Annotated in this window: 15 protein-coding genes; 9 read left to right on the top strand and 6 right to left on the bottom strand. The window is 67.4% G+C overall.

Annotated features, from left to right (window positions below; translation table 11 throughout):
* The first annotated feature begins 21 nt into the window (after positions 1–21).
* From ACM6JT_RS32655 to ACM6JT_RS32665, 3 genes are all read left to right on the top strand, one after another.
* Complete coding sequence (locus ACM6JT_RS32655) at positions 22–420, top strand: RidA family protein (protein WP_175747886.1); 399 nt, start codon at positions 22–24, stop codon at positions 418–420.
* Positions 421–814: 394 nt separating this feature from the next.
* Positions 815–1,339 carry a low affinity iron permease family protein gene (locus ACM6JT_RS32660; protein ID WP_131949581.1) on the top strand — a complete coding sequence of 175 codons (525 nt, stop codon included), beginning with the start codon at positions 815–817 and terminating at the stop codon, positions 1,337–1,339.
* A 232-nt stretch (positions 1,340–1,571) separates the two neighbouring features.
* Complete coding sequence (locus ACM6JT_RS32665) at positions 1,572–2,054, top strand: hypothetical protein (RefSeq protein ID WP_034184424.1); 483 nt, start codon at positions 1,572–1,574, stop codon at positions 2,052–2,054.
* Positions 2,055–2,122: 68 nt separating this feature from the next.
* On the opposite strand, the gene ACM6JT_RS32670 is transcribed toward ACM6JT_RS32665, so the two are convergent.
* The 4 genes from ACM6JT_RS32670 to ACM6JT_RS32685 form a co-directional block, all read right to left on the bottom strand.
* Positions 2,123–2,677: a GNAT family N-acetyltransferase gene (locus ACM6JT_RS32670; RefSeq protein WP_235212566.1), complete on the bottom strand. Its 555-nt coding sequence runs from the start codon at positions 2,675–2,677 to the stop codon at positions 2,123–2,125.
* A 90-nt stretch (positions 2,678–2,767) separates the two neighbouring features.
* On the bottom strand, positions 2,768–2,989 hold the full coding sequence (locus ACM6JT_RS32675) for a hypothetical protein (protein ID WP_034184422.1): 222 nt from the start codon (positions 2,987–2,989) through the stop codon (positions 2,768–2,770).
* A 153-nt stretch (positions 2,990–3,142) separates the two neighbouring features.
* Positions 3,143–3,406 (bottom strand): HPr family phosphocarrier protein, encoded by a 264-nt coding sequence (locus ACM6JT_RS32680; RefSeq protein WP_414857984.1) that lies wholly within the window; start codon positions 3,404–3,406, stop codon positions 3,143–3,145.
* Between the two features lie 5 nt (positions 3,407–3,411).
* Positions 3,412–3,888, bottom strand: a complete 477-nt coding sequence (locus ACM6JT_RS32685; RefSeq protein WP_034184420.1) for a hypothetical protein — start codon at positions 3,886–3,888, stop codon at positions 3,412–3,414.
* A 162-nt stretch (positions 3,889–4,050) separates the two neighbouring features.
* Here ACM6JT_RS32685 and ACM6JT_RS32690 point away from each other — a divergent pair, with 162 nt between their 5' ends.
* Positions 4,051–4,395 carry a zinc ribbon domain-containing protein YjdM gene (locus tag ACM6JT_RS32690; RefSeq protein ID WP_034184663.1) on the top strand — a complete coding sequence of 115 codons (345 nt, stop codon included), beginning with the start codon at positions 4,051–4,053 and terminating at the stop codon, positions 4,393–4,395.
* Positions 4,396–4,492: 97 nt separating this feature from the next.
* Positions 4,493–5,326, top strand: coding sequence for a fused MFS/spermidine synthase (locus tag ACM6JT_RS32695; protein WP_243566954.1), 834 nt, complete (start codon positions 4,493–4,495; stop codon positions 5,324–5,326).
* A gap of 7 nt (positions 5,327–5,333) precedes the next feature.
* Here ACM6JT_RS32695 and ACM6JT_RS32700 read toward each other — a convergent pair whose 3' ends face one another.
* Together ACM6JT_RS32700 and ACM6JT_RS32705 are read right to left on the bottom strand one after the other, a co-directional pair.
* Positions 5,334–5,519, bottom strand: coding sequence for a ribbon-helix-helix protein, CopG family (locus tag ACM6JT_RS32700; protein WP_034184418.1), 186 nt, complete (start codon positions 5,517–5,519; stop codon positions 5,334–5,336).
* Positions 5,520–5,682: 163 nt separating this feature from the next.
* On the bottom strand, positions 5,683–6,450 hold the full coding sequence (locus ACM6JT_RS32705) for a YoaK family protein (RefSeq protein ID WP_131949636.1): 768 nt from the start codon (positions 6,448–6,450) through the stop codon (positions 5,683–5,685).
* A 240-nt stretch (positions 6,451–6,690) separates the two neighbouring features.
* On the opposite strand from ACM6JT_RS32705, the gene hyfB reads away from it, so the two are divergent.
* Genes hyfB through ACM6JT_RS32725 form a run of 4 tightly spaced genes read left to right on the top strand, consistent with a single transcriptional unit; the run spans position 6,691 to position 11,754 of the window.
* Positions 6,691–8,694, top strand: a complete 2,004-nt coding sequence (gene hyfB / locus ACM6JT_RS32710; RefSeq protein ID WP_414857985.1) for a hydrogenase 4 subunit B — start codon at positions 6,691–6,693, stop codon at positions 8,692–8,694.
* Complete coding sequence (locus tag ACM6JT_RS32715) at positions 8,688–9,638, top strand: respiratory chain complex I subunit 1 family protein (RefSeq protein ID WP_034184415.1); 951 nt, start codon at positions 8,688–8,690, stop codon at positions 9,636–9,638. Before hyfB ends, ACM6JT_RS32715 begins: the two co-directional genes overlap by 7 nt.
* Entirely contained in the window at positions 9,639–10,298 is a 660-nt protein-coding gene (locus tag ACM6JT_RS32720; RefSeq protein WP_034184414.1) for a formate hydrogenlyase, read from the top strand.
* Positions 10,291–11,754, top strand: a complete 1,464-nt coding sequence (locus ACM6JT_RS32725) for a hydrogenase 4 subunit F (protein WP_034184413.1) — start codon at positions 10,291–10,293, stop codon at positions 11,752–11,754. The genes ACM6JT_RS32720 and ACM6JT_RS32725 overlap by 8 nt, the downstream gene beginning before the upstream one ends.
* Position 11,755 lies beyond the last annotated feature (1 nt).

An 11,755-nucleotide genomic window follows, 5' to 3' on the forward strand; every position in this document is an offset into this window, starting at 1 on the left:
ACGCCGGCCACGGAGACATTCATGCGTGATCGCAAAGCCATCGTTCCGGCGGGAATGGAAGCGGTGTACGAAAAAATCGGCTACGCGCCGGGCCTGCAGGTCGGCGACACGCTTTACGTGTCCGGCCAGATCGGCCGCGACGCGGCGATGCAACTGGTCGAAGGCCGCGAAGCGCAGATCGTGCAGGCGTTCGAGAACCTGAAACGCGTGCTGGAGGCGGCCGGCGCATCGTTCGACGACGTGGTCGACCTGACGACGTTCCATACCGACATGCGCGACCTGCCGCTGTTCATGCAGGTTCGCGACCGTTACGTCGATGCGCATCCGAAGCCGGCGTGGACGGCGGTCGGTGCGCACATGCTGGGCGGGTCGCCCGGTTACATCGTCGAGATCAAGGCGGTGGCGGTGCTGCCGGAGTGACGCGTTGCAGGAGCGGGCTTCAACCTGTCGATCCCGCGGAGGCTCCAGTCCGCCGGTCGGTTGCTTTCATTCGGTTGACGGGGCGGGACGGTCGAAGTCGGTTTCGTGTACGAAGTAACGGAGCGTGGGCAGCCCGGACGCGTGGAACCCTCTGCGAACCGCATTCGACGCATTCCCGAACAGCCGGGACCGGGCAGGCTATGCAAGCACGGTGGGTGAATTGCAGAAGATGGTTTGGCGCGCGTTGATTTGCGCTTTATGACCGGAGGCCGCGGTTCGAGCCCGCCGGGCACGCGAAATGCTCGTCGAAATACTCGTTCGTCGACGGCGCCCGCATACGGGCCGAACCCCGGCCCGCACGCGCCGCGACCGACAGTCTCATCCGGGAGGCACCATGCGCGAATCGAACGATTCATCCCGCGGCCGTCCACGCGCTGGCGGCGGAGCGGCGGCCGATCCACGGTTTGTGCCGGCCAGGCATCCCGTTACGCGTGCATTCGAACGCCTGGCGTCGCACGTGACCGTCTGGGCCGGTTCGCCGGTCGCGTTCGGCAGCGCGGTCGCCGTTATCGTCGTGTGGCTCGTCAGCGGGCCGCTGTTCCATTATTCGGATGCGTGGCAGCTCGTGATCAATACCGGGACGACGATCGTCACGTTCCTGATGGTGTTCCTGCTGCAGCACAACCAGAACCGCGACAGCGTTGCGCTGCACCTGAAGCTCGACGAGCTCGTCGCCGTGACGCGCGCGGCGAACGATCAGCTGATCGGGATCGAGGATGCGTCGGAAGACAAGTTGCGCGAGCTTGCCCGGAACTATCTCGAACTGGCGAAGCGGGCCGCCGCGAGCGAGGGCACGCCGGGCACCGGCGACGATCGCGGAACGGCCGACGATCAGCCAGGAACCCGGCGGGAATCGTGACGGGTGCGCACGCATGCTTCGCTATCGGGCCGAGCATCCGGATTTTTCAAATGCTTGTCATTTCGTGACCGTCGGGTACGGACATATGTGTCCGACAACGCAGGTCGAAGAAGCCGGGTACCGGGCCGTCGCGAGCGGTGCCGCCTCGCAGTGGAGGATGAACGAGACGAAGTCGGCGTGCGCGTGACCGCCGCCCTGGCGGCAACGCGGCGCCCCATCCGGAGACGAGCCGATGACCGAACGCCAGCCCCCCGACATCACGCCTCCGCACGCGGAGCCCAGTGCGCACGATGCGCTCGAACACCTGCTTGGCAGCCTGCACCGGCATGGTTTCCTGCATTTCGCGAACGAGGTCGTCAGCGCGAACGCGCGGCTGGCCGACACGTTCGTCGATGCGTTCGACAAGCCCGGCATGCAGAGCGGCATGCAGAATCTCGCGGCGCTGCTGATGGCGCTGTCGCGCATTCCGCCCGAACAGTTCGCCAAGGCCGTGTTCGCGGCGGCCGACGCGCTGCATCACGTGAGCGCGTGGCAGCCGGCGCAGCACGAGCACGTCGCGCCCGGCGTGCGCGGCGCGTACCGGCTGCTGCACGACGACGCGCTGTGGGATGCGTTGACGCCGCTGCTCGAAGGCCTGAAGGTGTTCGCGCAAGGGCTTGCGCGCGATCCGGAACAGGCCGTTACCGCGTTCGGCGAGAAGACAGCGGGCAAGTGACGGCGCCGCGTTGCATATCGGGTATCGGGTATCGGGTATCGGCCGCGCGCGAGTGCGCGGCCTTCCGCTTACCGGCTCGCGCGTGAAAACAGCAACGAATCGGTGTCGTTGAAGCGGATGCGCACCGGATCGCCATAACCGGCTTTCTCCGCGACGCGGATCGACGCGACGTTGGTCGGCGCGATCAAACACACGCTGCGTTCGAACCGCTGCTGCGCATCGAGCCATGCGAGCGCGGCCGCGAGCGCCTCGGTCGCATAGCCCTTGCCGTGCGCCCACGTCGCCAGCGCCCAGCCGGCTTCCGGCACGCCGCGAATCGACGGCTCGACGAGCCGGTGGAAATCGGCGAAGCCGAGATCGCCGACATAACGGCCCGACGCCTTCTCGCGAATCGCCCAGTAGCCGTAGCCGAGCAGCGGCCACAGCCCGCGATACGCGAGCAGGCGCATCCACGAATCGCGCGGCGCGGACGGCTCGCCGTTGAAGATGTGCGCGACGACGTCCGGCTCGGTCCACATCGCGGCGAGCGCGTCGAAGTCGCCGAGCGGATGGCCTTCGAGGACGAGGCGCGGCGTGTCGAGGACGGGCGGGGAGGCGACGGGCGGCGGGACATTCGACGTCATCGGGCATTCCATGGGCAGGAAGGGGGAGGCACGCGGACCGGCCGCGCGGAACGTGCCGGTACGATACCGCGGAATCCGCCCGCGCGGCCGCTACTTCAGGCTTTTCAGGAAGGACCGTCCTGCGGACGTGATCGAAATGCCGGAACGGCCGTGCGGCGGATGGCTGGCGAAACCCGCGCCGACGAGTTCCCGCGCGATCGACCAGCCGAGCGCCGGCGCATCCCGGCCGTAGCGAACGTCGGCGAGGCGTTCGAGTGCCCAGACGGCGGACGCCGACAGGTTGGGGGCGTTTGACGTGTCTTGGTCGCTCATGACTTCCTCCGGGAATGGGTATACGGTGTGGATCGCGGCAGCGTGGGTGCGGAATGCGGCGGCAGGCATTCCGTCATCGGGCGCGTGTCTCGCGGCGTGCGCGCATCGACAGCAGCGGGTCGACGCGCGACGGGGCGGAGGGCGGCACGCGGGTCAACCCTCCTGCAGCAACGGCAGCAGCGCCTGAAGCGCCGCCTCCTCATCGGGCCCGGCGGCCAGCACCTGGGCGGACGTGCCGCCGCGCAACTCCAGCGACGCGATCGCGTCGCCGTTTTTCGCGTTGCAGCGGCACCCGTTCACGATCAGCACGATGTCGCTTTCGAAGCGGCGTGCAACTGCGACGACGGCGTCCCTGGCCGCGCCTGCGCGGGTCCGGTTCCACGCGGCGCCGATTTGTAGGTAGACGACGGTTGCCACGTTTTCTACGAAAGCCTCTGGTTGAGTCGTCGGGGGCCGTGCGCGGCGCCGAGCCCGCAGTGCGCGAGAAACGCGCGAAATGCGGTTTCCCACGCGGCGTCGCGCAAGTCGATGTCGATGCCGGCGAGTCGTTCCATTTCCGGGCTGACGAACACGGCGCGCAGCGATCGAGGCGGCACGCCGCGCGCGAAGCAATGGTCGTCGGCGTCGAGCAGCAGGTGAGGATGGCGCCGGAACCGCACGCAGGCGACCGAGATCGGGTCCGTCACATGCCGGGCCGATTCCGCCGGATACACGAAAGCCAGGTGGATCTCGGCCGCCGCCAGCTGTGCGCCGACGTCGTGGAAGCGATGAATCAGCTGGAAGCCGCGTTCGACGCCGCGCCCGACGCCCACGACGACGAGCGGCCGGTTTTCCGTGAGTTCCCGAAGGGTAACGGGGCGCCGATCGGGCCGCAGCAGTGCACCATCCAGCTCGAACATGTCGACATCCTCAGCGAAACCGCCTGCAAGTCCGATGAACGGCGGAAAGCGAGGATTATAGTACAGCGCTGGAAAACATGTGTATTGTATTATAATGCCGTGTGCACCAGATGCTGCACGCCCCCGTTTTTTCGACTCGAACCTTACCCGATGGATGCTGCAATGAACGCCGCCCCTGCCTGCCCGCAATGCGCGATGGAAAACACCTACCCGGACGGCACGCTCTACGTGTGCCCGGACTGCGGCCACGAATGGTCGGCGACGGCCGGCGCTGAAGCCGGCGATGAAGCGGCCGGCGACGTCGTCAGGGACGCGAACGGCAACGTGCTGTCGGACGGCGATTCGGTCGTGCTGATCAAGGACCTGCGCGTGAAGGGCTCGTCGATCACGCTGAAGATGGGCACCAAGGTCAAGAGCATCCGGATCGTCGGCGGCGATCACGAAGTCGACTGCAAGACGGACGCCGGCGGCTTCATGCTGAAGGCCTGTTTCCTGAAGAAGGTGTGATTGCGCGCGTGCGCCGCCGCGGCGGCGCTTCGTTCGCGCGGCCGGCCGCCCGTGCTTCGAGCGGCTTCGACTGTTTGACTACCCGGGCATAACCAGCATGGCAGAGGATCGAACCTCCTATGATGCGTTCGTCAGATTCCTGTCGACGCCGTTGCACGATGGCCGGCCGTTCGTGCTGGAGACGCGCGATGCGGTGTCGCTGCACTTCGATCATCTCGCCACGCAGAGCTTCATGTCGCTGAAGAATCCGGCCGCGCTCGCGCTCGGCTACACGCGCGTGATGATGGGCTTCCTGCTGCTGCAGCCCGCGCCCGTGCGCATCTGCATGCTCGGGCTCGGCGGCGGCTCGCTGGCGAAATACTGTCACCGGCATCTGCCCGATACGGCGATCGATGCGGTCGAGATCAATCCCGAGGTGATCGCGCTGCGCGACGTGTTCAGGATTCCTGCGGATGATGCGCGCTTCAGGGTAGTGTGTGCCGACGGCGCGGACTACATGATGGAGACGGACGTGCGCACGGACGTGATCCTGCACGACGCGTTCGTCGCCGAAGGCATGCCGGGCCGGTGCGCGAGCGCCGCCTTCTTCGCGGCGTGCCGCGAGCGGCTGAACGAGGCCGGCGTGCTCGCGATCAACTTCACCGACGACGATCCGGCGCTGCCGCTGTACCTCGAGCGGCTGCGCGACGTGTTCGGTACGTCGTATGCGCTGGTCCCGTGCGGTGACGACAACAACTTCATCGCGTTCGCATGGAAGGGCGGCGAACGATTGCCGTCGTTGCGCATCCTGCTCGAGCGCGCGCTTCAGTTCGCCGTTGCCGGCGAGCTGAAGCTGGCCTCCACGGCCCGGCGGCTGAAGGGCGGCGCGGGCATCGATCCGGCGCGGCTGGCCTGGCGCGAGCAAGCCGGGCGCTGGGAAATCGGGGCTTGACCCGCGGTTACTTCATGCGCTTGCCGAGCGGGCTCTTGGTCTTGTAGGTCACGCCGTGATGCTCGAGATACTCGCGGATCAACTGACGGACGACTTGCGACGGCGTGAGATCCTGCGCCGCGCAGAGCATCTCGAATGCTTCCTTCTTGGCGGGATCGATCAGGACGGTCAGGCGGGCGGTCTTCGTTTCCATTGCGCGGACAGGTCGGCGGATATGTTAATCAAATTATAATACATCTGCTTTCGGCATCACGGCCGAAACGGGTTGTCCGGCCGGTTGAATCCACCGTGCGGTCCGGCCATCCATCCGGACGGCCCGCCGGGATGCGCCCGCACGGATCGGGTTTCGCGCCGGCTCAGGGCCGGCGATCGAGCCGGCAGAACCAGGTCAGCACGTCGTCGGCCACGGGCACGATCGCGAGCATGACGAGCATGCCGGCGAGCGGTACCGTCGACACGTAGCCGACATACTTGAAGCCGATCGCGCCGGCCAGGCCGCCGACGAAGAACGACGCCAGCATCGTGGCGTGAATCCTCAGCTTCGCGCGGTTGGCGACGACCGCATGCATGTCCACGTCGACGGCCGAGCGGTTCCAGTAAAACAGCTTGCCCAGCTCGATGCCGAGGTCGGTCACGATGCCGGTCATGTGCGTCGTGCGGATCTCCGCGCCCGACAGCTTCGTGATCATCGCGTTTTGCAGCCCCATGATGAAGCACAGCAGGATCACGGTCACGGGCACGAAGAACGCCTCCCACAGCGCGAGGTGGCTGCCGAGCAGCCCGAACAGCAGGAGCAGCACGGCCTCGACCAGCAGCGGCAGCACGTACTGGCTCTGCAGGCCGCGGCGGCGCCCCCAGTTGACGAGCACCGCCGAGCAGCCGGCGCCGACGAGAAACGACCCCAGCGAACTGATGCCGGCCAGCGCGAGCGGAATGTCGCCGAGCGCAGCCTGGTCGGCGATCGCCGACACGATGCCGCTCATGTGCGACGTGTATTGCCTGACCGCAAGGAAGCCGCCCGCGTTGGTCGCGCCGGCGACGAACGCGAGCGAAAAGCCGAGCTGGCGGTTCGCGGTTGCGCTGCGGTGTTTACCCGTCAGGCTTCGAAAGTACTGCGCTGGCATAAGGGTTTCGCTCAATCGCCGGGATCGCGGGCGCGGACGTGCCGGACGGCGCCCTGCGGGCCGAACGGGTGGCCCGCGAAGGCGCCGGCTTCCTCGAATCATGTGGCTTGCATGATAATGCCATTATCATATCCTGTTAGCCAGATTTGGCTTTCGATGCAATAATGCATGTGGAGCCGGCGCGCCTGCCGTCGCCGTTCCATGCCCCCGTTCAACCCGAGCGTACTGGAGACAATCCGGATGGCATCCGTGCCGGTCGTCCATTTCGTGCTGCTGGTCGTGGCCGCCTGGCTCGCGATCGGCGCGCTGGGGCTCGGGGCGCTGCATCGCACGCGGGTCGTTGCGCACGGATTGTTTCCGCTCGGTGCGCTGGGCGGGCTGCTGCTGGCGGCCGCGGGGTTCGCGGGCGTGTTTGCCGAGCCGTCCGTCGCGGTGCTGCCGATCGGGCTGCCCGACCTGCCGTTCCATCTGCGGCTCGACCGCCTGTCCGGCTATTTCCTGTTCGTGCTCGGCCTCGTCAGTGCCGGGATCGGCGCGTTTTCCGCCGGCTACTTCCGCAAGGGCGAGGGCGCCGCGCCGGGGCTCATCTGCTGCGAATATCACGTGTGCGTCGCGAGCATCGCGCTCGTGCTCGTTGCCGACGACGCGTACGTGTTCATGGTCGCGTGGGAAACGCTGACGCTGTCCGCGACCTTCCTCGTGATGTCCAATCACCGGATCGGCGAAATCCGCCGTGCGGGCTACCTGTATTTCCTGATTTCGCATGTCGGCGCGCTCGCGCTGCTGCTGTGCTTCGGCATCCTGCAGGCGCGCACCGGCGATTACACGTTCGCGAACATGCGCACCCAGTCGCTCGATGCAACCTGGGCGTCGCTCGCGTTCCTGTTCGCGCTCGTCGGCTTCGGCGCGAAGGCGGGCGTATTTCCGCTGCATGTGTGGCTGCCCGATGCGCATCCGGCCGCACCGTCCCCCGTGTCGGCGCTCCTGAGCGGGTTCGTGCTGAAGGTGGGGCTCTACGGGCTGCTGCGCACCGTGTTCGACCTGCTGCACGTGCAGATCGCGTGGTGGGGCGTGCTGCTGCTCGTGCTCGGCGGCGGCACCGCGCTGCTTGGCGTGGTCTTCAGCACGATCCAGGTCGACATGAAGCGCCTGCTCGCCTATTCGTCGATCGACAACATCGGCCTGATGTTCGTGTCGCTCGGGCTCGCGGTGCTGTTTCGCGCGTTCGGCATGACGACCCTGGCGGCGCTCGCGCTGACCGCGATGCTCTATCAGGTCGTCGCGCATGCGGCATACAAGAGCCTGCTGTTCCTGGGGACCGGCGCCGTGCTGCACGCCACCGGAGAACGCAATCTCGGCAAGCTCGGCGGGTTGATCCGTTTCATGCCGTGGACGGCCTGGGCCGTGCTCGTGGGCGTCGCGGCGAGCGCGGGCCTGCCGCCGCTGAGCGGTTTCGTCGCGGAGTGGCTGTTGCTGCAGGCGTTCCTGTTCACGCCCGGCCTGCCGGATTCGGTGCTGGCGATGACGGTGCCGATCGCGGCCGCGCTGGTCGCGATGTCGGCCGCGCTCGCCGGCTACACGATGGTCAAGTTCTTCGGCATCGTGTTTCTCGGGCAGCCGAGGGAAGCCAAGCTGAGCCGCGCCCGCGACGCGAATGCGTGGGAGCGGCTCGCGTTCTGCTGGTTCGCGGCGGTCAGCGTGCTGCTCGGGCTGATGCCCGCGCAGTTCGTCAAGCTGCTGGATCCGGTCACGCGCGGGCTCGTCGGCGCCGGTGTCGGCGCGGACAATCACGGCTGGCTGCTGTTCGTGCCGGTGTCGACCGCGCGCGCGAGCTACATGCCGGCCGTGTTCATGCTGTTTTTCGTCGCGTGCTGCGGGCTCGCGTGGCTGCTGGTGCGGCGCTTCTACCACGGCCGGCTGCGCCGCGCCGCGCCGTGGGGTTGCGGCTTCCCGTTTCCGACCACGCGGATGCAGGACACGGCCGAGGGGTTCGGGCAGCCGATCCGCGAGATCTTCGCGCCGCTGCTGCGCGTCGAGCGGCAGGTGCCGTCGCCGTTCGACGCACAGCCCGCGTACCGGGTGTCGGTCGCCGATCGCACCTGGCTGCTCTACGAGCGCATCGCGGCGATCACGCTGCGCGCGGCCGAATGGGCGGGCCGGCTGCAGACGGGCAGGATCGCCGTCTACCTGACCTACAGCTTCGCGGTGCTGATTCTGCTCCTGATGCTGGTGAGAAGATGGTGACCGTCTCCGGCGTGGTATCGCAGATTCTCGAGATCGTGGTGGCGCTCGCCGCCGCGCCGCTGCTGTCCGGCTGGATCAACCAGTGCCGCGCGTGGCTGCAGAACCGGCGCGCGCCGTCGGTCTGGCAGCCGTACCGGATGCTCCACAAGCTGTTCAACAAGGAATCGGTCGTCGCGCACGGCGCGAGCGCGGTGTTCCGCGGCGCGCCCTACGTCGTCTGGGCAGCGATGACGCTCGCGTGCGCGATCGTGCCGACGCTGTCGACGGAGCTGCCGCTGTCGCCCGCCGCGGACGCGATCGCGCTCGTCGGCCTGTTCGCGCTCGCGCGCGTCGCGCTGTCGCTCGCCGCAATGGACATCGGCACGGCATTCGGCACGCTCGGCGCGCGGCGCGAGATGCTGATCGGCTTCCTCGCGGAGCCGGCGCTGCTGATGGTCCTGCTGTCCGCGTCGCTGATCACGCAGTCGACGCTGCTGACGAGCATCGTCGGCACGCTCGGGCGCGGCGAGCTCACGCTCTATCCGAGCCTGGCGTTTGCCGGCATCGCGTTCACGCTGGTGTCGCTTGCCGAAAACGCACGGCTGCCCGTCGACAATCCGGCCACCCACCTCGAACTGACGATGATCCACGAGGCGCTGATGCTCGAATACTCGGGGCGGCATCTCGCGCTGATGGAATGGGCGGCGAGTCTCAAGCTGTTCGCCTATTCGTGCATCGGCCTCGCGCTGTTCGTCCCGTGGGGCATCGCCGAGGCCGGTAACCCGCTCGCGCTGCTGCTGGCGGTGCCGGTGCTGTTCGTCAAGCTGATGGCGGGCGGCGCGGCGCTCGCCGCGGTCGAGACCGTCAATGCGAAGATGCGGCTGTTCAGGGTGCCCGAGTTTCTCGCCACCGCGTTCCTGCTCGCGGTGATCGGCATGCTCGTGCACATCCTGCTGGGGGCGTGAATGCACGGCTACGCGACGCAACTGATCAACTTCCTGGCAGCGCTGCTGCTGATCCTGTCGTTCGCGATGCTGAGCCAGCGACGCACGCTGTCGCTGATCCATCTCTATACGCTGCAGGGCGTCGCGCTCGTGTCGGCCAACCTGATTCTCGGCGTGCTGACGGGCGATGCGAACCTGTTCGTGTCCGCCGGGCTGACGCTGGTGCTGAAGGTCGGCGTGATCCCGTGGCTCCTGTATCGGCTGGTGCGCCGGCTCGACGTGCGCGCCGACGTCGAACCGCTGATCAACATCCCGACCACGCAACTGATCGGCATCGTGCTCGTGATCGTCGCGTTCAACGTCGCATCGCCGATCAGCCAGCTCGCGACCTCGGTCGCGCGCGGCGCGCTCGGCATCGCGCTCGCCTGCGTGCTGCTGTCGTTCATGGCGATGATCACGCGCGCCAAGGCGATTCCGCAGGTGATCGGCTTCCTGTCGATGGAGAACGGGCTGTTTTTCGCGGCGACGGCCGCGACCAACGGGATGCCGATGATCGTCGAACTCGGCATCGGGCTCGACGTGCTGGTCGGCATCCTGATCCTGGGCGTATTCATGTTCCAGATCCGCGAGCAGTTCGACAGCCTGGACATCCATCACCTCGAGACGCTCAAAGATGAATGAGGCCCATGTCGTGCTCGCCGTGCTCGGCCTGCCGCTCGCGGCCGCCGCGACGCTCGCGTGCGTGCGGTCCAGCCGCGTCGCGCGCAACCTGAACGCCGGCTTCAGTTTCGCGACGTTCGCGGCGACGCTCGTGCTCGCCGCGCACACCGTCGAAAACGGCCCGTCGAGCGTGTTCGACGGCGCGTTCTTCGTCGATCCGCTCAACGTCTACCTGGTCGCGCTGACCGCGTTCGTCGGCTGGACGACGTCGTTGTTCTCGCGTCCGTACATGCAGGTCGAGGAGGATCGCGGCCGGATGACGGCCGCGCGGATGCGGCTCTATCACACGATGTATCAGCTCTTCATGTTCGCGATGCTGCTCGCGCTGCTGACCAACAACCTCGGCGTGCTGTGGGTCGCGATGGAGGCGGCGACGCTGGCGACCGTGCTGCTCGTCAGCGTCTACCGGACGGCCGCGAGCCTCGAGGCCGCGTGGAAGTATTTCATCCTGTGCGGCGTCGGCATCGCGCAGGCGCTGTTCGGCACGATCCTGCTGTACCTCGCCGCAAGCCGGCAACTGGCCGGCGGGGATGCGCTGCTGTGGACGAGCCTCGTCGCGGTCAAGGCGCACCTCGACCCGACCATCGTGTCGATCGCGTTCGTGTTCCTGCTGGTCGGCTACGGCACGAAGGTCGGCCTCGTGCCGATGCACAGCTGGCTGCCGGACGCACATGCCGAAGGTCCGACGCCGATTTCGGCGGTGCTGTCCGGCCTGCTGCTGAACGTCGCGCTGTATGCGGTACTGCGCTGCAAGGTGCTGGCCGACGGCGCGCTCGGCAACGGGCTGCCGGGGCGGCTGCTGGTCGGGTTCGGGCTCGTGTCGGTGCTGGTCGCGTCGTTCTCGCTGTTCCGGCAGAAGGACGTGAAGCGGCTGTTCTCGTATTCGTCGATCGAGCACATGGGGCTGGTGACGTTCGCCTTCGGCCTCGGCGGCCCGGTCGCGACCTTCGCCGGATTGCTGCACATGACGGTGCACTCGCTCGTCAAGTCGGCGATCTTCTTCGCGGTCGGCCATGCGGCGCAGAAGGCCGGCACGCAGGCGATCGACGGCATTCGCGGGCTGCTGCAGGTCAGTCCGACCGTCGGCTGGGGGATGATGCTCGGCACGCTCGCGATTCTCGGCCTGCCGCCGTTCGGTGTGTTCGCGAGCGAATTCCTGATCCTGACGACCGCGATGAACACGCTGCCGTGGACCGCGCCGCTGCTGCTGCTCGGGCTCGCCGTCGCCTTCGCGGCGATCTTCGCGCGCGTGCAGCGGATGGTGTTCGGCGGCACGACGACGGCGAAACCGCTCGGACACCGGCCGGCGCTGTTGCCGGTGTTCGTCCATCTGGCGCTCGGCCTGATGCTCGGCCTGTACGTGCCGCCTTATCTGGCGACCTGGTATCGCCAGGCCGCGACGATGCTGGCGGGGTGAC

Source organism: Burkholderia sp. IT-111MI5 (genome assembly GCF_949752865.1).
Taxonomy (GTDB): domain Bacteria; phylum Pseudomonadota; class Gammaproteobacteria; order Burkholderiales; family Burkholderiaceae; genus Burkholderia; species Burkholderia pyrrocinia_C.